Below are 23,781 nucleotides of genomic sequence, written 5' to 3' on the forward strand. Positions count from 1 at the left end.
GTGTTTGGCTAAACAGAAACTTAACTAATATTTGCTGCCGATACAATACTGAAATGGATAAAAAAACGGCCCCTTTCAATAAAAGGGGCCGTTATAAGTACTACAAGAATTAAAGTAAGGATTAATTCAGTAGATCAATTTTCTTAAAGTCCATTTCGTTTTCTTCAGGAGAAGACTCAATGGCACTAACGCTCTGGTACTTCTTAACTAAGATGTACCCTAAACAAGCAAAGAATAAACCGATAACGACTGCGCCAACCCATTGGATTTGCAAGAAGTCTAGCTTAAACAGTAAAGTCAGCAGGCTTAACGCAACAACGTTACCGACCATATACTTAACTTTACCCAGTTTAGCGACACTTAAGCCAAGGTTGTCGGTGTACAAGCGGATCAATGAATCAAGCGAGTTAACCACAAAGGTAATGCCAACAATCACCATGGCTAGGTTGTAAAAACCAGTCATATCAAGGCTGTTGCTGCTGTAGTAATACAACACGGTAAACCAAGCGGCAATAGGAATTGACGGAATAATCATCATTGCAGCTAGCACCTGATAAGTACGTAAACCACCCACAAAACGTGAGGTAAACTGACCAATCATAATGCTCCACGCAAACCACCAGAACAAATAAAACTCATGGTAATCATTAAGTGGCAATACGAATTGATGAATGTTACCGAAGTAACCACCAAGCATGGCGAAGGTTGTTACAAACTCACTAACACCTGAAACATCGGTCAGGAACGCGCCGGCCCACATCACAACAATCAGGCCAAGGAAAGCCCATGTAGTCGCCAAGCTTAAAATTCGAACGTAACGAATGCTGGTGCTTGAATAAACCGCTGCGGCAATAACCACGAACACGATCAGGTAAAAGGTCGAGACAATGGTTTCACCATCGCCGACTTGTGGCATGTACCAAGGCAAATTGGTTAACAACAGGTAAGCGGTGAATGCACAGGTGCCGATTATCACGACATTGTTAATTAATTTAATTAACGGCAATTCAAAAAACTTAACCCGCGGTTCAATGATGCAAAAGTAAAAACAAGTCAGGAAGTAGAAGCCCCAGATTAAAAATGCCCAAAAACCAAACTCAATCGCTAACGGATTAGTAAAGCTATATTCAGGGCTTGCCGCTAAATCGGCATAACCGGCAAACTCTGTTAATGGGAACATGATTAAACCAACATCAAGTCCTGACGTAAATAGTATTGCAATAAACGTAAATGTTTTAACCGGCGTCACGCCGATGCAGCGGACATTACCCCAACGATATAGCACAAATGCGATAGCTACGAAGGTAAATATAATTCCTGCTGATAACCAAGCTGTCATAATACTGACCCCCTACTAATTGCGTGACTTACGATAATCATATAACTTTCCCCTCTTCTTATTAATATTTTTGGTAGTTTTTCTATTATTTGGCCGTTATTGTTCTGACCGTTTTGGTGCTGCTGGTCGCTGTTGCTCTTGCCAATCTGGCACAATATCAACGGCGGCATTTACTGGTGATAACGCTGTTTTCCCGCGGATCAAATCTGCTGCCCGCTCTGCCACCATAATTGTTGGTGCGTTGAGATTACCATTAGGAATGGTTGGGAAAATAGACGAGTCAACCACCCGTAAATTTTCTATGCCACGAACTCGTGTTTGCGAGTCGACTACGGCAAGTTCGTCTTCGCCCATTTTGCACGAACAAGATGGGTGATAAGCGCTTTCAACCGACTGGCGAACAAAAGCATCTATTTGTTCATCAGTTTGAATAGCCGTACCCGGCTGAATTTCATCGCCACGGTACTTATCCAGTGCTGGCTGGTTAATAATTTCACGCGTCAGGCGAACACAGGCTCTAAAACCTTCGCGATCGTCTTCGTGTTCTAGGTAATTAAATTTAATCTGTGGGTGCGCTTTAGGATCGCTCGATATCGCATTAACACTGCCGCGACTTTTCGGCTTGTTATGGCCAATATGTACTTGAAAACCATGCCCTGCGAAAGCTTCTTTACCGTCATAACGCATTGCTGCAGGTAAGAAATGATATTGCAGATCTGGCCATTCAACATTGGCTTTTGAACGAATAAAACCACAAGATTCAAAATGGTTAGTCGCACCCAAACCGTCTTTGGTTAAGATCCAACGCGCGCCAATTAAGAACTTATCCCACAAACCTAATTTGCCGTTAAGCGAGATTGGCTCTTTACACTTAAATTGGAAATAGAACTCAAGATGATCTTGCAAGTTTTGACCAACACCTGGCAGGTCGAGCTTTACCTCAATGCCAGCGTCTTTTAATACTTGCGCCGGGCCAACCCCAGACAACTGTAAAATATGCGGTGAACCAATTGAACCAGCCGATAAAATCACTTCTTTGTTGACGCGTAAGTCAATTGTTTTACCTTTACGTTCATAACGCACGCCAACGGCTTTTTTGTCTTCGATCAGTACCTGATGAACCAAAGCATGAGTAATAACCGTTAAGTTGCTACGTGACATCGCAGGACGTAAATAAGCATTAGAGCTAGAACAACGCACACCGTCTTTAACGGTCATGTGCATTGGGCCAAAACCTTCTTGCTGACGTCCGTTATAATCTGCGGTTGGGAAATAACCGGCTTCAACACCCGCATCAACAAAAGCTTTATAAAGTGGGTTGGCCATTTTGTTGCCGTTGTTAACCCCTAATGGTCCGGTATCGCCACGGTATTCATCAGCGCCAAAGGCCCAAGTTTCGGCCTTTTTAAAATAAGGTAAGCAATGAGAATAATCCCACTCTTGCGCGCCTGAGCTCTGCCATTCGTCAAAGTCTCTGGCGTGACCACGTACATAAACCATGCCATTAATTGACGAAGAACCACCTAATACCTTGCCGCGCGGACAATGCATCCGGCGATTATCTAAAAATGGCTCAGGTTGGCTTTCAAACTGCCATGCGTACTTTTTGGTGTTCATCGGAATAGATAAGGCGGTTGGCATTTGGATAAAGATACTGCGGTCGCTGCCACCAGTTTCTAACAACAATACATTGTTGTTACTATCTTCGCTTAGGCGATTGGCCAAGACACAACCGGCAGAACCAGCGCCGACAATGATATAATCGTAATTTTCTGTATTCATAGTATTCTCTTCAAAAATCAATTTACTGATGACCGCCGCTAACAACGCAGCAGCCAAATAACTTTCACTGCGCCTTAATTAAAACGGGCTTTCTAGCGGTGTAAGTCCAACGTAAACTGACTTTATTTGGGTGTAATGGTTAAGCGTAGCTAAGCCATTTTCACGACCAATGCCCGACTGTTTGTAACCGCCAACTGGCATTTCAGCAGGTGATGCGCCGTAGTTGTTGATCCAACAAATACCGGCCTGCATTTGGTGAATAACCCGATGCGCTCTGGTAATGTCTTGGGTAAATACCCCAGCCGCTAAGCCAAATTCCGTGTCATTAGCACGTTTAATGACTTCTTCTTCGGTATCAAACGTTAATACCGACATTACTGGGCCAAAGATTTCTTCGCGCACGATAGTCATATCGTCTTGGCAATCGGTAAAGATTGTTGGCGCGACAAAATAACCTTGTGGTGCATTGTCAGGAGAAAGTGCTGTGCCGCCCGTTAACAAGGTCGCGCCACCGTCAATACCCTGCTTGATATAGCCTAAAACCAACTGCTGATGCTTAGCTGAAATTAGCGCGCCAAAGTTAGTGTCAGGGTTCATCGGGTCACCAACAATAATGTTGTTATTGGTACGCTGTAGTAGCTTCTCGATAAACTGAGGGTAAATACCTTTTTGCACGAAAACTCGGGTACCATTGGTACAGATTTCGCCCTGCGTATAAAAATTACCTAACATCGCTGCAGATACGGCATTGTCGACATCTGCGTCGTCAAAAATTATTAATGGTGATTTTCCACCCAGTTCCATCGTGACATCTTTTAAGGTGGTCGCTGCGCCGGCCATTACTTTTTTACCAGTACCAACTTCACCAGTGAAAGACACTTTCGCAATTTCAGGGTGATGACTTAACCAAGCACCCACTTCGCCAGCACCTTGCACCACGTTAAATACGCCAGGCGGCATGCCTGCTTCAATAAATATTTCAGCTAGTTTTAACGCGCCCAGTGGGGTTTCTTCTGACGGTTTGAAGATCATAACGTTACCGCACGCTAGTGCCGGAGCCGCCTTCCAACATGCAATTTGCAATGGGTAGTTCCACGCGCCAATACCAGCACAAATACCTAATGCTTCGCGGCGGGTGTAATAGAAATCGTCACCGACTTGCTGCTGGTTGCCTTCAATGCTTGGGGCTAAACCCGCAAAGAATTCAATTGCGTCTGCGCCAGACGCGACATCAACTACGCTGGCTTCTTGCCAAGGCTTACCGGTGTCTAATACTTCAATCGCCGCAAGTTCGTCGTTGCGTTGACGCAAAATTTCAACGGCCTTAAGTAAAATACGGCTGCGCTCTGGCGCGGTCATCGCCGACCAAGCAGCAAAACCTACTTTGGCACTAGCGATTGCCTGTTGTTTAATTTTTTCATCCGCTACTTCAACTTGATATATAACTTGGGCGGTCGCGGGGTTAATAACATCGAAAGTTTCGCCGCTATCATTCGCTACATAAGCTCCGGCAATAAAGTTATTATATTTTGTTAGGGACATGTGTTTCTCCAGGCTGTTTTAGCAGATCGTGTATAAATTTTTTACACAGTGTTTCTGCTAATATAAATTCTTGTTTTGGGTCGGGGCTTAACGCACTGCGCAGCCAGAACCCATCAATCATCGCCGCGGTTTGTTTTGCGGCATGTATTGCTTGTTGGTCATCAAATATTTGTTTGAACGAGAAGCATAAGTTGCTATAAAGGCGGCGACTGTTAATCGATTGCAGTCTGGCGAGTCGTGAGTTGTGCATCGACTGCGCCCAAAAACTAAGCCAAGTCTTGGTCGCCACTGGTGTGCGCTGAAATGGAGTAAAATTTGCTTCTATAATTAAAATTAAACGCTGGTGTGGGCTGAGGTTGTCGACCCGAATACGCTCAAGCAAGGCTTGTTGCAACTGATCCAGCATGTGTTTAATGCTCGCCTCAATTAATTCCTGCTTACCACCAAAATAATGACTGATAATGCCTGACGACATGCCAGCAATTCGACTAATGGTGATAATGGTGGTGTTTTGCAACCCGTGCAATGCCACCGACTCTAATGTTGCTTCAATTAATTGCTGTCTACGTAAAGGTTTTACTCCAACTTTTGGCACTTGCTGGCCCCTTATCGTTTTTAATTGAACGTTCAATTAACTATAACTTAATAGTTCGTGATGAAATTGTCAAGTTAGCTCAAGGTAATTGAACTTGCCAAAAACAGCCCCAAAAATTGATTTAATTCAATTTTTTCATTAAAAATGACTCAAATATATAAATAAACGATAAAAATAATAGTTTCAACTCTAACTAAAATAGGGATAATTTTAGTTATTTGGGATCGCTAATCAATGATAAAAACAACAAACAAGCTTAAATACGCCGTTATTGGTTAAAAAAGCGTCGGCTTGAGTTAATTATGTTTATCAATTGTAAATTGTCAGTTTTAGTCACTTAAAGTAATTTAGCTTGGAGCAAAGCTCCATCGATGGTGCTCCATAAGAGCACTAGTTCTGCTAAATTTATTGCAAATATATAAATAATTTGCGACCCGGATCAGTCAACAGAACCAATAACACGCTGCTAGCGGCTAGCAATTTTTCTTAAACCTGAGTGAGCAACCAAGCTTGCGCAGTCTTAGCTTGCTGATTAGAAACCTGACGTTTTGGCAACAATAAATAGTAATCGCAGCATGAATCCACCATCGGCCACGGCGAAATCAAGCGACCACTGGTCAATTCAGTGGTGACCAAAGAACGCCGCGCCAGTGCCACGCCTAATCCGGCCTCTGCCGCCGCTATCGCCATATCAGAACGGTTAAAATAATGCCCTTGCTCGCTGGCCACCGAGTTTAATCCCGACCGATCCAGCCAATAACGCCATTCCGCATCACGGGCCGCACCGGCCCACGGCATTGAATCATGTAATAAAGAGATTTGATCCCACACTTGCTGATTGGCCAGATCTAATCCCGCGACATATTCAGGGCTCGCTACAGGCAGCAGTTGCTCACTCATCAGCAAGGTCGCCGTTACGTGCTGATAATCACCTGTGGAATAGTCGATTGCTAAGTCAAAATCGTCGCGTGTTAAGTCAAGTAAAGCAGCGTCGGCGTAAGTTTCGATCTTTAATTGTGGGAATTCATTTTTAAACTGCTGCAATTTAGGAATAAGCCACTTAAATACTAATGAAGGTGTAGATTTTAATCGGATAACGTCACTGGCGGGCGATACCTGCAGCCGCGCCAACACTGCGCTAATTGATCCAACGGATTGTTGCATTACCGCTAACAGCTCATTACCTGCTGGTGTTAGCTCTACGCCCTGTCCGTGGCGAATAAAGAGTTGTAACGCTAGCTGTTGTTCCAATTTCCTGATCTGCTGGCTGACTGCACCTGTGGTTAAGTGCAGCTCGCGCGCCGCTGCCGAAAAACTCAATAAACGGCCACAGGCCTCGAAATAGATTAATGCAGAAAAAATCCGTGGACTGGGTTTAGGCATGATTGGCTCAGTAACTGACTAGAGGACAACTGTTTAGTTTTTCTAAACAGTGGTTAAGAAACTATCGTTTGTTTTTATCGCTAAACTACCACAAAATCAGCCTCACACCAATTTCATCAGGCGCTATTATGACCTCGCTTAACATCACGGCTATACAGCAACAACAGATCCGCAGCGGCCAGCCCTTGTTCTGGCTAAACAACAGTTATCAACACAGTGCGACAGCGCCTGCCAAGCCAGACCGCGCTCAACTAGATGACGCAGCGGCACGCCTCGCGCGCTTTGCGCCGCTGCTTGAACAATTATTTAGCGAGCTTGAACCAACTAACGGCCTCATCGAGTCATCAATTTTAGTCGCTGATAAACTTAATCAAAAAATAAATCCATTGGGCGGAAAATTACTGTTAAAGGCTGACCATCAATTACCCATTGCTGGTTCAATTAAAGCCCGTGGTGGCATTCACGAGGTGTTATGTTTTGCCGAACAGCTCGCGCTTGAGCAGGGTTTACTTAAAAATACTGATGATGATTACTGTAATCTGCTTAGTGGTAACGCTCGTCAGTTGTTTGCCCAATATACCTTAGCCGTTGGCAGCACCGGCAACTTAGGCTTAAGCATTGGTATTATGGCCGAAAGCTTGGGTTTTAAAGCCGTGGTTCATATGTCGACGGATGCCAAACAATGGAAAAAAGATCGTTTACGCAAACGTGGCGTGGTGGTCGTTGAACACGATGCCGATTATGGCGCAGCCGTCGCGGCAGGTCGCGCTCAAGCCGAGGCTGATCCTTACAGTTATTTCGTTGACGACGAAACCTCAACCAAGTTATTTATGGGTTATGCGGTGGCAGCCTTACGCTTAAAAGAGCAACTTAAGGCAGCCAACATTCGCGTTGATGCTCAGCACCCATTATTTGTTTATTTACCCGCAGGAGTTGGCGGTGCGCCCGGCGGCATTACCTTTGGGCTTAAAGCGATATTCGGCGCTAATGTTCATTGTTTTTTTGCCGAACCAGTACAAGCACCTTGCATGTTATTAGGCATGGCTGGCGCGCCAAATTCAAGCCCGGCCACCGTTTACGATTTCGGTTTAACCATAGACACCGACGCCGATGGCCTAGCGGTGGGTACGGCATCACAATGGGTATGCGATGCAATTAGGGATCAACTCTCTGGCGTATATACCGCAACCGACAACCAACTTTATCAACAGTTGTTACAGCTTAAGACCCTTGAGAATGTTGAAGTTGAACCTTCAGCCGCCATTGGGTGCCTTGGCCCAGTGATGCTTAATACCGCTGCTGGAAAACACTATTTGACCAGCCATCAGCTAACAGCCCATATGCACAACAGCTGCCACATCGCCTGGCTCACTGGCGGCTCTTTGGTGCCCCAACAAGAGTATCAACGCTACCTCGACAAGGCGGCATTACTTAATCGTTAGTGACCAGTACGCACTCAAGGCTAAGCATAAGTTTGCCTTGAGTTATGCTAAAAATTAACCACTGTTAGTAACTAAAATGATAAGGATCAATAAGTAGCAGCAACAAGTGTTGTATTTTCAAGCGACTACATTTTATTTTGTTTAATTAACCCGCTCGGAATGACAATGAGAAATAACCAACCTATCACTGAAAGCGAAGTCGTATTAAGTGAACATGCTTTACTAATTTCTACCACGGATCTGCAAGGTAACATCACTTTATGTAACGATGAGTTTATTAATTACGCTGGTTTTTCCCAGCACGAATTGATCGGTAAACCACATAATATGGTGCGCCACCCAGACGTACCAGCGGCAATTTTTGCTGAAATGTGGCAACACCTGCAAGCCGACAAGCCTTATATGGCCGTGATAAAAAATCGCTGTAGCAATGGTGATTACTATTGGGTAAACGCCTATGTGACAACCCTGAAAGAAAATGGCGAGGTCGTGGGTTATCAGTCAGTTCGTACTAAGCCCTTAGCAGAAGACATTATTAGCGCAGCCCGGTTATATCAGCGTTTAAACAACAATAAATCACGGATAAAACTAAAAGATTTACGCTTAAGCACCACGGTGCCTGCCACTGTCATTGCTGGTTGCCTGATCCCGGCTATAACTAATTATGCGTTTGATTTGTCGGGAGTTACCGCCGCTACCGTTACTGCAACCTCGGGTTTAGTTGTCGCAACAATCGGCTGGATGTTAATCGCGCCATTTCGCCAATTAATCGCGCAATCAAAGCAACACATCAACTCGCCAATCCTTAACGAACTGTACGGAGATTCAACCAGTGGTGCTGGCCAATTAATGACCCATTTAAAAATGAACCAAGCCCAGCGCCGCACTATGATCGGCCGGGTTGATCATTCATCACGCGATTTGTCGGCGTTAAGCTTAAGTACCTCTGTCGTTGCCGAGCAAAATAATCAATCGTTAGCTTGTCAGAGCCGTGAAATTGTCCAGATGCAATATGCGTTCAGCCAGCTGGTTTCAAATGTTGAAGAAGTGGCCCATAACATTTTATTAACCACCGATGAAACCCAGGTCATGACCCAAGAAACCGAGCGTTCGACAGTATTGGTCAACAACACAATAACCGATATCAACAGCTTAGCTCAGGGACTAGACAGCGTATTAAACCGACTATCGAGCTTAAGGGTGGCATCGAATGAAATTGGTAAAATTCTTGAAATCATTACCGGCATTGCTGAGCAAACTAATTTATTAGCGCTCAATGCCGCAATAGAAGCGGCCCGCGCAGGAGAACAAGGACGAGGTTTTGCCGTGGTGGCCGATGAAGTACGGGCGTTAGCCAATAAAACCCAAGAATCGACCAAGCAGATTAAAGCAACCATCAATACCTTGCAGCAAGAGTCGCTCGACGCTGAAACTGTCACCAAACAGGCTAAGAGTCAGGCTAATATCTGCGTTGCCAATATTAACAAATCAGGAAAAAGCATGGCGACTATTAGCGGCTCCATTGATTCGATCAATCAAATGAACCGTCAAAACACTGATACCGCACAGCAGCAACGAGCCGTTAGCGATAATGTTCATCAGATGTTGACCGCGATTAGTGGTGAAATTAAGGCGACTGAAATATTGTCGCAGCAAACCGCTAATTCATCGATCGAGTTGTCTAAAGCGGTCAAACAAATTATGCAGTCTTTGGCGTCGTAATGATTAGGTTTTAAGGGTAGCGGCTCGCTCCGAGCTAAGCTTGATGCGAGCCGCTACTATTAATCGTTGATCAACTGCCCTCTTGCTGTTCGTTTAACTCAATTAACAGCTGTTGCAGCTTGTCGCTATATTGACCCGGTTCTTGCCACATTCCGCGTTGGGTTGCTTCGAGCAAGCGCTCGGCCATTTCGCTCAGCGCATCGGGGTTATTGTCTTTGATAAACTGCTGGTTTTTCGGCTCAAAAATTAAGGCCTCGGCAACCGCTTCGTATTGATAATCATCAATTAAATTGGTAGTTGCATCGTAAGCAAACAGGTAATCGACGCTGGCGGCAAATTCAAACGCACCTTTATAACCGTGTTCTTGCATCGCAGTTATCCATTTAGGATTAAGCACCCGCGAGCGAATAACCCGATTAAGCTCTTCTTTTAGCGTCCGAATTTTCGGTAAGCTAGGATTAGAATGGTCGCCATGATAAATCTGTGGTTGCTGGCCAGACAGTACCTCAACCGCGTTGGTCATACCGCCTTGAAACTGATAATAATCGTCAGAGTCGAGCAAGTCATGCTCACGGTTATCTTGGTTTTGCACCACCACTTCTAGGGTTGAAAGCTGATGGCTAAAGGCCGATTGCGCCGCAACACCATCGCTACCGTCTTTGGTGTAAGCATAACCGCCCCAGTTAATATAGGCTTGGGCTAAGTCCCCTTGCTCTTGCCAGCAACGCTCATCAATCAGCCCTTGTAAACCAGCACCATAAGCGCCTGGTTTGCTGCCGAACACCCGATAACTAGCCTGACGCTCGGCCTCGCTCGCTGACAAACCTTGGTCGATTAACTGCTGACGACGCTGCTTAACATTATGCAAGATGGTGTTGTCAGTGCCCGGATCCGGATAATGAGCCAAGGCGACTACCGCGGCATCAAATAACTTCATGACATTAGGAAAGGCATCACGGAAAAAACCAGAAACTCGTAATGTGACATCAACTCGCGGTCGATTAAGCAGCATGCAGGGCACAATTTCAAAATCGATCACCCTTTGTGAGCCTGCTGCCCACACCGGTTTAATACCCATTAAGGCAAAAGCTTGAGCGATATCATCGCCGCCTGTTCGCATAGTGGCGGTGCCCCAAACCGATAACCCAAGCTGCTTGGGATAATCGCCATGTTCTTGCAAATGGCGCTCAATTAACGCCTGCGCCGATTTTTGCCCGAGCGCCCATGCCGCATGCGACGGAATGGAGCGATTGTCGACCGAATAGAAATTACGCCCAGTCGGCAAGGTATCTAAGCGGCCGCGGGTTGGCGCGCCACTGGGCCCCGGCTCAATAAACTTACCGGCCAGTCCTTTAAGCAAAGACGACAATTCTTGCTCGGCGCTGAGATCTAATACCGTTAAAATTGTTTGCTTAATATAGTTAAGTTGCACCGCGGTTCGTGGATATTGATTTGTGATCTTATCAAGATCACATTTTTGATCGCCGGATCCACTTTGATCGCCTAACTCATTTTGATCTAAGTCGGTATGATCTAAGCCAGTTTCTCCTAGCACATAAGTGTGAATTAATTGCAGTGCCAATAGTTCAAGTCGCTCGCGACTGTCATTGTCGGTACGCCATAAACTCGTGCTGATCCTCGATAGGATCTCCGGCCGATTGCCCTGCCACTCAACACCCGTTGCGGCCAAAGGATCGAAGATCTGACCTGCGATCATTAAGTTAAGATCTTCAGCCAAGTTATGTAAAATACCTTGGCTAATATGATCCTTGCCACGCGGCAAGCGCATTAATGCGACTAGGGTTTCAGCGATTTTGTCAGCTGGCGGTAACTGACCCAGCCGATGCAGGCCATGGCGAATTTGCGCTTCTTTAATGTCACACAAGTAAGCGTCGAGCTGATCGAGCATTTGATCATTTGATTGATCTTCGGTTTTTTGATCACTTGCTTGATCTTTTAGATCATTACTAGCGCCTAATTCCTGGGCCAAATTACTGCTTTTTACCGCGTCAATGATCTGCTGACGCAACCACTGACTGCGCGCTTGATCCATGCCCATTGCCTGATAGTATTCATCAACCAAATGTTCGAGATCGGCGAGATCACCATAGAGTTCAGCACGGGCCATTGGCGGCATTAAGTGATCAATGATCACCGCTTGGATCCGCCGCTTGGCCTGCGCGCCCTCACCAGGATCATTAACAATAAACGGATAAAAATTTGGCATTGGCCCCAGCACTAAATCTGGCCAACATTCTTGCGATAACGCAATGCCATTGCCCGGCAACCATTCTAAGTTGCCGTGCTTGCCAACATGCACGATCGCATCGACCTGATAAATATGGCGTAGCCAAAAATAAAAGGCTAAATAGCTGTGCGGTGGCACTAAGTCGGGATCATGATAATTGGCTGCGAGATCAAGGTTAAAGCCGCGCGCTGGCTGAATGCCAACAAAGGTTTGACCCAAGCGTATACCCGAGATCATCAGACGCTGATCGCGACATTTTGGATCTTGCTGCGGTGGCCCCCAACGGCTCAAAATAGCCTGCTGGTTCGCTGGCGGCAATTGCTCAAAATAATGTTGGTAATCACTTAACGCCAGACTTTGCCAACAAGGTAAATGATGCAGCGTGTCAGGGTTGTTGGTGACAGCGCCAAGCAACTCTTTGATTAATCCGGTGCCGTCACTTGGAATATCCGCCACCGGATAACCCGCTTGCGCCAAACTATTGAGAATATTGACCGTTGATTGCGGCGTATCTAAACCTACGCCATTACCAATTCGGCCATCTTTGGTTGGGTAATTAGCAACGATTAATGCCAAGCGTTTGTCTTTGTTAGCTTTAGTCGTTAGCTTGCAATAATTAGCCGCCAATTTTGCGACAAATTCGGCACGCTCAGTGTGCAATTGATATTTAACCACCGACGACTGACAACGTTGATCATAATGAGCGGCGGCTTTAAAACTGACCGCGCGGGTAATAATTCGGCCATCCATTTCAGGTAACACCACCTGCATCGCCATGTCGCGACTATGTAAGCCACGAGTACTGCCGAGCCAGTCTTGCTCGGTGCTACTGGCGAGTAGCAATTGTAAAATCGGAATGTCGAGCGCAAAAGGCGATTCAAATTGACTCGGCTGCGAGCTTAAATCTGGGCTTGGCGCGCGATGACAAGAAAAGCCAGTTGTATTAACGATAATGCTGGCCTGTGTTTCAACCAATAACTGGTTAATCAGGCTTATTGACTCAGGATCACGTAACGATGAAATAGCGATTGGCAGCGGGTTTAAGCCCTGCTGTTCAATGACCTCAATTAAGCCATCAAACATTTCGGTATTGGCGCTTTGCAAATGGCTACGATAAAACAAAATAACCGCAACGGGTGAGACGTCATCCGCGCGAGTATTATTGCTGGCATTATCGCAGGCATTTACGCAGGTATTAGCTTGCCAACGCTGTTGCCAATCTTTAAGACTGACCACCGGATGCGGGCGCTGGTTCGCCGCCATATATAACAAACAATTGGGTAATACTTGGGGTGGCTGCCACTGGGCGGGAAATTGCAAACATTGGTCACCAATAAAGTGATAAAGCTGCTCAATATTAGCAGCGCCACCTTGACGTAAATAGCGCCATACCTGCTGCACTATTTCTGGCGATGCAGTAGACGCGGCGCTAAGTTCAGGATCGGCAACATCGTCGCCCGGCACTAAAATTAGCTGCCGCTTACTGTCTTGCTGCGCCCATTCTAATAAGCGCTCAAAGCCATATTGCCAGTAGCTTTTACCACCGAGCAATGACACCACCACCACCTGAGCATGATCTAACACCTTATGTTGGTAAAGATCAAAAGCCGCAGGTTTTAATAACTGCATCCAGTTGGCAATTCGCACCTCAGGATATTGCGGCGGCAATGCCGCTACGCCGTTAGCAAGCGCGGCGAGTGAACTGTCGGCGGCACACATAATAACTAATGGCGCCGGAGTCTGGGCCAGATCAATAATGCCCTCGTCATCGGTGAAACCACCGGGTTGTGCCGCCAATAAATGCATTAGCCAGTCACTTTTATCACAGCAGGTGCTAACGCGGCTTCAATATCAGCTTTAACCAAATCTTTACCGATAAACACTAATTGGGTTAGACGCGCTTCGTCGTTGTTCCACATCCGATCAAAATGAACATCAAGTCGCTTACCAACCGCTTGTACTACTTGGCGCATTGGCTTGTTTGGCAAGGCTGCGAAACCCTTAGCGCGATAAATGTTGTGTGAATTTAATAACTCGCCTAACAGCTGCTGCAACTTCTCGCCATCGACCTCACCTAATGTGATCACAAACGAATCAAAATGATCATGGGCATGAGAATGCTCGCCGCCGTGATCATGGTGATGATCGTGGTGGTTATGAACGTGATTAATGTGGTCTTCTGCCGCAGCTTCTAGGCCAATAATTGCGTCTAACTGAATGTTGCCATTCTCAATATAAATCGTTTTTACCGCCGCTGGTACACGCGCGCTAATGACTGCTTCAATTTTTTTCTGCTGCTCGGGATCTAACAGATCATTTTTACTGACAATGACTAAGTCGGCGGCGCTAAGTTGATCTTCTAATAATTCTTGTAAACTAGGATCATGATCTAAGCTGTCATCAGCTAAACGCTGTGCTTGCACTTTATCAGCGTCGTCAGCAAAACGTCCTGCGGCAACCGCTGGACCATCGATTAACGTGATCACAGAATCAACGGTGCAGTATTGCTTAATTTGCGGCCAGTTAAATGCTTGCACTAAAGGTTTTGGTAAGGCCAAACCGCTGGTCTCAATTAAAATATGGTCGATGTCGTCACGACGCGCAACCAACTGCTCCATTACCGGTAAAAACTCTTCTTCAACCGTGCAACAAATACAGCCGTTAGCCAGCTCATAAATACCGTTTTCACCCGTTGCAGGAGCCGCTTCATCGTCACAATCTAATGGACAGCTGCGCAGTAGATCGGCGTCGATATCTAGCTCACCAAACTCATTAACAATTACGGCAATGCGTTTGCCAGTAGCTTGCTTAAGTACGTTTGATAATAGGGTGGTTTTACCACTGCCCAAAAAGCCAGTGATGATAGTGACCGGAATTTTTTTCAACTGCATGGTGTGACTCCAAAAAAACAGAATATTTAAGATTTATGGCGGCAATTATAAGTTGAATGAGCAGCCATGTACAAAGGATTAACAATTTTATTAAGACCCTTATAGGTCAACACTTAAGAAGAAGTAGGACAACGCTTGAGAAGAAGTTATAATGCGCCAAAGAGGAGTTTTTTTATGATAGATATCGCATCGCTTGGTGATGATTCAGGCGTACTAATTTGTGGTCACGGCAGCCGCGCAAAAATAGCTGAACAAGAGTTTTCATTATTGGCCAAAGGCCTTAAAGAACGCCACCCAAGTCTTAAGATCGATTATGGTTTTTTAGAGTATTCAGCACCGAATATTCATACCGCACTCGACCGTTTATTAGCGCAGGGTGTTAAAAAAATTCATGCGGTTCCAGGCATGTTATTTGCGGCGACTCATGCCAAAAATGATATTCCATCGGTATTAACCACCTATCAGCAAAAACATCCTCAACTAGAGATTAGTTATGGCCGCGAATTGGGCCTAGAGAATGAAATGATCCGCGCATTTGAGCAGCGTATTCTTGAAGCGTTGGGCTTAAGCGAAACACCAGCCGCTGGTGAGTTATATGACACGATGTTAGTGGTCGTTGGTCGTGGTACCTCAGTCGTTGAAGCGAATGCAGAAGCCGCTAAATTAACCCGCACCGTGTGTGAAAATATTGGCTTTGGCTGGTCTGAAACTGTTTATTCTGGCGTAACCTTTCCGTCGGTTGGCCGTGGTTTAGAAATGGCATTAAAGCTAGGGTTTAAGAAAATAGTGGTCGCGCCCTATTTCTTGTTTGGCGGTCGTTTAATTGACCGTATTTATGCCTATGTTGATAAAGTGGCACAAGAAAATCCACAGGTAGAATTTCTTAAAGCCGACTACCTACGCGCCCAAGATCATGTGATCAATACCTTTGAGCTGCGTATTAATGAAACCATTGATAGCGAGTCGAGCCAACTAAATCTAATGGCAGACTTTAAAGATCGCTTAGCGCGTGGCGAGATTGATGTCCATCATCACCATGCCGAATATCAGCCAGAAGCTAGTGACAGCCATGATCATAGTCACGCACATGATCACGCGCACGACCATGATCATAGCCACACACATGATCACGCGCACTCGCATGATCATGGCCACAGTCATGGTCACAGCCATGCACCGTATAAACACATAGCTCACCCACATGGTCCACGCACCATGATTAATGACAATGTTTGCTGTTGTTTTATGGCGCAATTCCCAAGCGAGATCATCGAGCAAGAACAACAAGATCTTAATTCAGATCGGGTGCCTACTTGTAAAAAGTCTTAATACAGCACCCTAAATAGCTCAGCTTCGGCTGGGCTAGTTAATCAACCTTGCCACAGTTTTATCACGCCTATATTGTCACAGTTTGAGCTATCTATTCTCAAAAGTTCACGTTTGCTTAGCACCTTGTTTTTATCACAACAGCAGCTAGATTTATTAGTCTATTTATAAAAAACAAGCTATCGCTTAGCCAGCTGTTATTAGTCATAACAACACTCTTTTTTAGCTATAACAAAGTCTGAGTTAGATGCCGCATTGAAGGCTATTACTGAGGTATTGAGAAAAAGTAAAAGCCTCAATATTTTTGTAGTTGGTCATACCGATGATAAAGGCAACTCTACGTATAATGTAAAACCGTCAAAACGTCGTGCAACTGCGGATAAGCGAATTCAACCAAGCATCGATCAAAAAAGCATGATGACTCATTCGCTGCTGGCGAAAATTAATGAGTCATCATTGCCATATCTGAAATATTACTTCTCTGGCGGCCGAAAGATATTCGGCTGCGCTGCATCGTACAAGTACGAATCATCAAATTCTTGCGTCGCTAAGACATGACCAACCAAGATTAATGAAGTAAGAGTAAACTTCTTGGCTCTAACCTTCTCAACGATATCACCCAGCGTGCCAGTAACCTGATCTTGATCTGGCCACGAGGTGCGATAACACACAGCAACCGGACAGTCTGCACCATAAAATGGTAATAACTCATCAACGATTTTAGCAATTTTGGTTACGCCCAAATGGATTGCCAAGGTCGCGCCACTCGCCGCTAATGCCGGTAAACGTTCACGCTCAGGGAAGGGTGTTTTACCTTCATAACGGGTCATGATAATGGTTTGCGATACGCCAGAAAGAGTTAATTCTTTCTTAAGCCACGCTGCTGAAGCGGCCATTGCTGTGACACCCGGGATCACTTGATAATCGATACCAAGCTGGTCGAGTCGACGCATTTGCTCACCAATGGCGCCATATAACGCCGGATCGCCACAATGCACTCGCGCGACATCTTGACCACGATCGTTGGCTTGCTTGATATGATCAATAATTTGATCCAAATGCAGCTTGGCACTATCAATAATAAATTCTGGGCTGGCAATAGTGTCGGCCATCACTGCCCGTGGCACTAATGAACCCGCATAAATGACCACGGGACTCGCATTAATGAGTCGCTGGCCTTTAACTGTAATGAGCTCGGGATCACCCGGCCCCGCACCGATAAAATAAACTGTCATAATTTTTTGTCATATCCTCGCGGCGTATACAGCCACTCTTTATCACCATTTACGATGTGCTTCGACTGACTGTTGCCCACGGTAACCATGGTAAACATATCAACATCATCAACATTGAGCTGACCAAGCGTCGTTAAGGTAATTGACTCATCGTCACGAGTCAGCTGACGCCCTAATAATACTGGGGTATCTGCTGGACGGTGCTCAAGTAAAATATCGCGTGCAACGCCAAGCTGCCAATCACGTTTAATTGATTTAGGGTTGTAAAAAGACACCACAAAATCACCAAGCGCACAGCATTCAATGCGTTTTTTAATTGTTTGCCACGGCGTTAACAAGTCAGATAACGAGATGGTGCAAAAGTCATGGCCCAGTAACGCGCCAACCTTGCTTGAACCAGCCTGCATTGCCGAAATACCAGGAATGGTTTCAATATCGACATCTAGCCATTGCGGGCTATTCTCTAAACCTTGTAACTGGCGGTCAATTAACTCAAACACCAAGGTCGCCATGGCATAAATGCCGATATCACCACTAGATACTAACGCCGTTGCTTTGCCGCTGGCCGCTAGGTCTAATGCTAAGCGAGCACGGTTAATTTCTTGCCCAAGCGGTAAGTCATGATGGGTTTTACCATCACAAAGCTGACCTAAAAGATCTAAATAAAGACCATAGGCGACTAAATCAGTACTTGCCTTGATTGCCGCTAGTGCTTTTGGTGCTACTAAATCGAGATCACCGGGACCGGTGCCAATTAAAAATAATTTACTCATAACTTCTCTTAACTATTGGATAAGATCGGGCAATGGCACAAGTGGCCGTTGCCGATTTTTGTTTGTTAAGGACTAGCTCCCCTGCCTGTCCCGTTTGTTTGATCACGTCAACTAACGCAGCCGATTCGGCCACGCCATACACGCCAACGACACTAAAAATATAATCTGACTTGGTACTTAATAAATGTTCAACGCTGCTGAGCTGCTCTATATCCCAGGTTAAAAAAGGCTTGTCGATACGTTTAGCCAGTTCGATTAAACCCACTTCATCGCGCTTAATATCAATGCTATTAATATGCGTGATTTGCGACAGGTTTAAATTCGCCTGTTCAAGACATTGCGCTAATAGCGTTTGTAAATCATCAATACTGCAGCCGCGCTCACAACCCATGCCGACGCTATAAACTGGCGCTAGGTATGGATTTGCGGTGGTAATGACCAACTGTGATTTCAGCTGCTTGGCCACTTGGGCTGCCCACTCATTAGCGCCGCCTTGATGACCACTAAGCAGCGGAATAACAAATTCACCGGCTTCATCAAGCACCAATACTGGCGGATCGCTGAGCTTACTTTCAAGCACTGGCGCTAACGTGCGCATCACAATGCCAGTGGCACAGATAAAAATCAGCGCATCACCCGCCTTAAAGGCCTGTTGTACAGTGTCAGCAAAAGGTGTGGGTTTATATAACACCTCACTCTTTTCAGCACTCTTTTCAGCATTATTTTCAGCACTATGCTCATCTCTGTTCTTATCGCTGGGCTGCTTAAAAGTCTGATCCAGCTTATTAGCTAAGACTAAACCAGCCTCTGTCAGCGCAATAATCTTAATCATCGAGTGGTTTTGTCCCGACGGGTTATCACAAACAGCGAAAAATAAGGCCCGGCTTGATTAGCCAACTGAGTAACGTCCTGCTCAATATATTGCTGATCACGACCAATGTATTCAAGATATTTGGCGTCATTACTGCGGTTGGTCTGCTTAAGTGCGGCTAAAATACGTGGCCGCGATTGCCCCGCTTTCATGATCACCACACTGTCGTAAGTGCTTAACGTTTGGCGTAAAAACTCGTCACTGTGACGGCCACTCACCACCGCAAACGAGTCGGTTAACGTGGTCAGCGGCGCAACAAGCGCTGAAGCTGCCGCATTAACCGACGAAATACCAGGCACGACTTCACAAGTGAATTCGCCCTGTAAGCGTTCAAGTAAATAACTGTACGAGCCAAAAAACAGAGGATCGCCTTCGCATAAAAATAACACGTCGTTACCAGCGGCTAATTGCGCTGAAATTTCAATGCTGGCCTGATCATAAGCGGCATTGGCTAAGGTTCGATCTTTAGCCATTGGCATTATAACTGGCAACTCAAGCGTGTTTGGGTTTAATTGCCCCACGGCGCCAAGCGCAATTGTTTTAGCCTGTGAATCACCGTTGCTGTCAGTGAGATAACACAGCACAGCGGCGTCTTTCACTAACTCATAGGCTTTTAAGGTCATTAGTTTAGGATCGCCGGGGCCAACCCCAACCCCGATAAATTTACCGCTCACGCGTTACTCCTAATTTGATCATGTTAATTGTTCATGCTTATTGGGTGCTTCAGGTCAACAGGATAAAGACGCTCAACTCGCCGTAAATCCATCCATGGAGGCTTGAACTGGTATCCATTCCAGTAACTGTTTGCTTACTTTAACCTGCTAACCTATTTATTTAATCGCTGCCTGAATTAAGTGCACAGGCATGTGATCTTTTTATTTTAACTTCATTATTTTGAACAAGGTTACCGGGAAATTCGGTTTATACATTAACTGTCCCGCCAACTGCTGACCACGGCTCACCGCTAGCTGCATTGTTTCAACCACCGCGCTGTCAGCTGGTTTAGCACTAAACGCGATTAGCTGGGCCTTAGTTTGCTCGGTCACCGCACTCGCCACTAACACACCACCAACCGGAAGTTGCTGCCATACCTGCTGCAATATCGGCGTAAGCTCGCCATCACTGCCGCCAATAAATACCTTATTCGCAACGGGCAAATCGCTTAATTGCTGCGGCGCGCGTCCAGCAATAATTTTAAGGTTAGCAACCACCCCAAATTTATCGCGGTTAGCGTTTAGGCATTCAAGACGCTGCGGATGATGCTCGATGGCATGAACAGTCGCGCGCGGTTGCCAATAGGCCAGCTCAATCGCAACACTGCCACAACCCGCGCCAACATCCCAAATAATATCCTCAACCGCAGGGGCTAATAAAGATAGGATCATTAACCGTACTTCGCGCTTGGTGATCATACCTTTGCCATCGGGTTGGCCGGTAATAAATAGGGTATCGTCAAAGCCCGGAAACTGCGGTCTTATGCCCGCGCCCTGCACATCGATCACGGTGACATGCAAAGGATCAAACACTAAATTAGGATCGTCTAGTAATTGCTGCGGACTAAATTGACGTATTTGCTGCTGTGGATAACCCAAATTTTCAGCCACCCATAAAGTAGAGTCGCCAAAACCATTATCAATACATTCTTGCGCTAACCGCGCTGGCTGGCTGTGTTGATCGGTAAGGATCACTAAGTGCTGCTGCGCTTTAAAGCTGCGGCGAATTTTTTCTACCGCGCGGCCATGCAGGCTTAATACTTCAACATCTTGCAGCGCCAGACCAAGGTGATGACAAGCCGCTTGAATGCTCGATACCGCTGGATGAAAATTAAGATTTTCGCGACCAACCTGCTTAACCAACCAACGACCAATGCCATAATGAAGAGGATCGCCCGAGGCTAAAATCACCACCTGCTGCTCAGAATATGCAGCCAGCAATTGCTTAAGCTCGCTTAATTTTGGTAATTCGATTTGTTGCTGCTGCCCAAGCAAATGACTAACGGTCGCAAGCTGACGCAGTGAACCTATAACCACCACGCAGCGCTCGATTGCAGCAGCAGCCACCGGGCTTAATAACGCCTCGTCACTGACACCAAGGCCAATGACATCGATTGATATATTAAGGTTTACTGCGTTAGTGGCCATTTAATATAACTCGCCAATTGAACAACGTAACAAAGCATTTAAACTGGCTGCGGTCACGGCACTGCCGCCTTGACGACCGAGCAACGTAATGCACTCAATGCCCAATTCAAGATGGCTATCCCACAATGCTTGTTTCGACTCGGCTGCGCCAACAAAACCAACGGGCATGCCAATAATCAATGCGGGCTTGCCCGCGCCTTGGCGGATCATTTCCAGTAAGCGAAACAAAGCGGTCGGCGCATTGCCAATTAACACAATGCTGCCCGCCAGCTCATCGCGCCAAAAATCTAAGGCCGCCATGGTTCGGGTTTCGCCACGCGATTTTGCTAACGCAGGCACTCGCGGATCATTAAGGTAACACTGGGTCGGCAGATCATTCATCCGCTTGGTAATGCCCTGCTTAACCATTTCAACGTCGCATAAAATAGTCGCATTATTGCTAATTGCTGCCAGCCCTTGCTGACAAGCATTAGCGCTAAACTGCACTAGCTCACTGACACTTGGCAGCCCTAAGCTATGAACAATTCGCATCACCACCTGTTGTTGCTCAATGCTCAAATGATCAAGCTGAGTTAACTCACGGATCTGAATAAAGCTTTGTTGCTCGATGCTTTGTGGATTAATTTCGTAATTATTCATGTTGTATTTTCTTTGTAATATATTGCAACACCGCCGCTGGCTCGATAAAAAGCTTATCGGCATTAGGCGGTGACGGCCGGCTTTGCATTAAAACCGGAATTTGTAATAAACGTGCCGCTTCAAGTTTGGCGTAGGTAGAAGCTCCGCCGCTATTTTTAGTGACGAGCAGATCAACCTTATGCTGGCGCATTAAGGCCACTTCATCGTCAACGTTGAACGGCCCAATGGCTTTAAGCCAGTGCATGCCCTGCCCCAAAACAACCTTTGATGGCACAGCCGTGCGTACCAGATGTCGCTGAGCGCCCGCCATTAAACTAATGTCGAGCTGCTCGACCAAACTTTGTTCAAGCTGACCAATGGTAAAAAATACCCGCTGATAACCCTGAGTTAGCTGTGGCAACTGCATTACCTGTTCAAATTGTTGCCAATTATCACCAGCTACTGGCTGCCATTCAGGGCGATGAAAGCGCCAATATGCGATATCACATCTTTGCGCCGCCACGCTGGCCTTGTTACTCATTATCGCCGCATACGGGTGGGTTACATCTAAAATAGCGTCAATGTGATGCTGCTTAATATACTGCTCGAGCCCGCCAAATTGAGTAAAGCCGCCACTAATGACCGCGCAATCTAGGATCGGTTGACGCACCAAACCCGCGACACTATAAATCACCTCAACTTGCGGTAACTGGTGTAATTGGGCAGCGAGTTTGCGACCATCGGCGGTGCCGCCGAGTAATAATAACTTCATGGGGTATTGACCCCACCAAAACCAATCAGCTGACCTTGGCGATTGATTGCCCAGACTTCTAGCGCCATTGCTTCGGGCAATTTAGCCCGCAGCTGCAAATAAGCTTGCTGGCAAATCGCGCTGGCTAAATCTATCCGCTGCTCGTAACACAGTTGCAGTGCTTCAATGGTGGTATTGGCGTTAATAATTTTTTGCTGCAAGCAATCGTCGCCGCCGAGTTCCGCCGCCAACTGCGCTAAGAAATCAAAGTCGATTGCCGCGACTTTGCTATGGAGATTCCATTTGCCCTGCGCTAATTTGCTGACCTTGCCAATGCCGCCACACAAACTCAGTTTAGTCATTGGCACTTTGTTGAGTTGTTTAATTACCGCGCCAGCAAAGTCGCCCATTTCAATCAACGCGGTATCGGGTAATTGATAATAGGCTTTAATGGCCGCTTCGCTGCTATTGCCTGTTGAGGCAGCAATATGACGAAAGCCATTGCTCGCGGCGACATCGATACCTTGATAAATAGACGCAATGTAGGCAGAACATGAAAATGGCCGAACAATGCCCGACACCCCTAAAATTGACAGCCCGCCTAGAATGCCCAAGCGGCCATTCATGGTTTTCAACGCAATTTCTTCACCGTTAACCACGCCAACAGCCACTTCAAAGCCACCCGCGTAATTAAACATTTGTGCAATATCGGTTAGGTGATCCGTGATCATTTTTCGTGGCACCGGATTAATCGCTGGTTCACCAACCGCTAAAGCTAAGCCCGTTTTTGTCACCGTGCCAACACCGCTGGCGGCCTTAAAAACAATGCCCGGCTCTGCGATTAAGCTCAGCTCAACAAAAACGGTCGCGCCATGAGTCGCGTCAGGATCATCACCAGCATCTTTAATCACTTCGGCCCGCGCTTGGCTCGCCGATAATTTGGTATTGCTAATGATTTCAAGTGTTACTACTTTGCCGCGTGGCAAGGTCACTTCGCTAATGGTAATGAGTTGCTGGTCAAGTAAATGATAAGCCGCGGCGACACTACAGGCAGTCGCACAACAACCGGTGGTTAAACCGGTTTTTAGTTGCTTGGGCTTTTCTTCACTCTCGGGCCACATT

Annotated in this window: 19 protein-coding genes; 4 read left to right on the forward strand and 15 right to left on the reverse strand. The window is 46.1% G+C overall.

Annotation, left to right across the window (positions count from 1 at the left end; genetic code table 11):
- Window positions 1–121: 121 nt before the first annotated feature.
- From HRU23_10160 to HRU23_10180, 5 genes are all read right to left on the reverse strand, one after another.
- On the reverse strand, window positions 122–1,339 hold the full coding sequence (locus tag HRU23_10160; protein NRA54497.1) for a BCCT family transporter: 1,218 nt from the start codon (window positions 1,337–1,339) through the stop codon (window positions 122–124).
- Window positions 1,340–1,435: 96 nt separating this feature from the next.
- Window positions 1,436–3,121 carry a choline dehydrogenase gene (gene betA, locus HRU23_10165; protein NRA54498.1) on the reverse strand — a complete coding sequence of 562 codons (1,686 nt, stop codon included), beginning with the start codon at window positions 3,119–3,121 and terminating at the stop codon, window positions 1,436–1,438.
- Window positions 3,122–3,199: 78 nt separating this feature from the next.
- Window positions 3,200–4,663 carry a betaine-aldehyde dehydrogenase gene (betB, locus tag HRU23_10170; protein NRA54499.1) on the reverse strand — a complete coding sequence of 488 codons (1,464 nt, stop codon included), beginning with the start codon at window positions 4,661–4,663 and terminating at the stop codon, window positions 3,200–3,202.
- Window positions 4,644–5,258, reverse strand: coding sequence for a transcriptional regulator BetI (gene betI / locus HRU23_10175; GenBank protein ID NRA54500.1), 615 nt, complete (start codon window positions 5,256–5,258; stop codon window positions 4,644–4,646). The genes betB and betI overlap by 20 nt, the downstream gene beginning before the upstream one ends.
- Window positions 5,259–5,744: 486 nt before the next feature.
- Complete coding sequence (locus HRU23_10180) at window positions 5,745–6,641, reverse strand: LysR family transcriptional regulator (GenBank protein ID NRA54501.1); 897 nt, start codon at window positions 6,639–6,641, stop codon at window positions 5,745–5,747.
- 128 nt (window positions 6,642–6,769) lie between these two features.
- Here HRU23_10180 and HRU23_10185 point away from each other — a divergent pair, with 128 nt between their 5' ends.
- Window positions 6,770–8,083 (forward strand): D-serine ammonia-lyase, encoded by a 1,314-nt coding sequence (locus HRU23_10185; protein ID NRA54502.1) that lies wholly within the window; start codon window positions 6,770–6,772, stop codon window positions 8,081–8,083.
- Window positions 8,084–8,248: 165 nt separating this feature from the next.
- Complete coding sequence (locus tag HRU23_10190; protein NRA54503.1) at window positions 8,249–9,805, forward strand: methyl-accepting chemotaxis protein; 1,557 nt, start codon at window positions 8,249–8,251, stop codon at window positions 9,803–9,805.
- A gap of 70 nt (window positions 9,806–9,875) precedes the next feature.
- Here the strand turns inward: HRU23_10190 and cobN are convergent, their stop codons facing one another.
- Both cobN and cobW read right to left on the reverse strand, forming a co-directional pair.
- Complete coding sequence (cobN, locus tag HRU23_10195) at window positions 9,876–13,859, reverse strand: cobaltochelatase subunit CobN (protein NRA54504.1); 3,984 nt, start codon at window positions 13,857–13,859, stop codon at window positions 9,876–9,878.
- Complete coding sequence (gene cobW / locus HRU23_10200) at window positions 13,859–14,944, reverse strand: cobalamin biosynthesis protein CobW (protein ID NRA54505.1); 1,086 nt, start codon at window positions 14,942–14,944, stop codon at window positions 13,859–13,861. Before cobW ends, cobN begins: the two co-directional genes overlap by 1 nt.
- 174 nt (window positions 14,945–15,118) lie before the next feature.
- On the opposite strand from cobW, the gene HRU23_10205 reads away from it, so the two are divergent.
- Both HRU23_10205 and HRU23_10210 read left to right on the forward strand, forming a co-directional pair.
- Complete coding sequence (locus HRU23_10205) at window positions 15,119–16,273, forward strand: sirohydrochlorin chelatase (protein NRA54506.1); 1,155 nt, start codon at window positions 15,119–15,121, stop codon at window positions 16,271–16,273.
- Between the two features lie 273 nt (window positions 16,274–16,546).
- The gene (locus HRU23_10210; GenBank protein ID NRA54507.1) at window positions 16,547–16,828 is read left to right on the forward strand and encodes a hypothetical protein; all 282 of its coding nucleotides are present in this window, start codon (window positions 16,547–16,549) and stop codon (window positions 16,826–16,828) included.
- Here the strand turns inward: HRU23_10210 and cobM are convergent.
- The 8 genes from cobM to HRU23_10250 all read right to left on the reverse strand — a co-directional run bounded on the left by cobM (window position 16,744) and on the right by HRU23_10250 (window position 23,780).
- Window positions 16,744–17,505 (reverse strand): precorrin-4 C(11)-methyltransferase, encoded by a 762-nt coding sequence (gene cobM / locus HRU23_10215; GenBank protein ID NRA54508.1) that lies wholly within the window; start codon window positions 17,503–17,505, stop codon window positions 16,744–16,746. The two genes, HRU23_10210 and cobM, sit on opposite strands and share 85 nt — an antisense overlap.
- Entirely contained in the window at window positions 17,502–18,278 is a 777-nt protein-coding gene (gene cobJ / locus HRU23_10220) for a precorrin-3B C(17)-methyltransferase (protein NRA54509.1), read from the reverse strand. Before cobJ ends, cobM begins: the two co-directional genes overlap by 4 nt.
- The gene (locus HRU23_10225) at window positions 18,271–19,110 is read right to left on the reverse strand and encodes a cobalamin biosynthesis protein (protein ID NRA54510.1); all 840 of its coding nucleotides are present in this window, start codon (window positions 19,108–19,110) and stop codon (window positions 18,271–18,273) included. The genes cobJ and HRU23_10225 overlap by 8 nt, the downstream gene beginning before the upstream one ends.
- Window positions 19,107–19,772: a precorrin-2 C(20)-methyltransferase gene (locus HRU23_10230; GenBank protein ID NRA54511.1), complete on the reverse strand. Its 666-nt coding sequence runs from the start codon at window positions 19,770–19,772 to the stop codon at window positions 19,107–19,109. Before HRU23_10230 ends, HRU23_10225 begins: the two co-directional genes overlap by 4 nt.
- Before the next feature lie 252 nt (window positions 19,773–20,024).
- Complete coding sequence (gene cbiE, locus HRU23_10235) at window positions 20,025–21,290, reverse strand: precorrin-6y C5,15-methyltransferase (decarboxylating) subunit CbiE (GenBank protein NRA54512.1); 1,266 nt, start codon at window positions 21,288–21,290, stop codon at window positions 20,025–20,027.
- A complete protein-coding gene (locus tag HRU23_10240) occupies window positions 21,291–21,929 on the reverse strand; it encodes a precorrin-8X methylmutase (protein NRA54513.1) in 639 nt (212 codons plus the stop codon).
- Window positions 21,922–22,680: a precorrin-6A/cobalt-precorrin-6A reductase gene (locus tag HRU23_10245; GenBank protein ID NRA54514.1), complete on the reverse strand. Its 759-nt coding sequence runs from the start codon at window positions 22,678–22,680 to the stop codon at window positions 21,922–21,924. Before HRU23_10245 ends, HRU23_10240 begins: the two co-directional genes overlap by 8 nt.
- Window positions 22,677–23,780, reverse strand: coding sequence for a cobalt-precorrin-5B (C(1))-methyltransferase (locus HRU23_10250; GenBank protein NRA54515.1), 1,104 nt, complete (start codon window positions 23,778–23,780; stop codon window positions 22,677–22,679). The genes HRU23_10245 and HRU23_10250 overlap by 4 nt, the downstream gene beginning before the upstream one ends.
- Window position 23,781: the final 1 nt, after the last annotated feature.

It is taken from the genome of Gammaproteobacteria bacterium (assembly GCA_013214945.1).
Classification (GTDB): Bacteria; Pseudomonadota; Gammaproteobacteria; order Enterobacterales; family Psychrobiaceae; genus Psychrobium.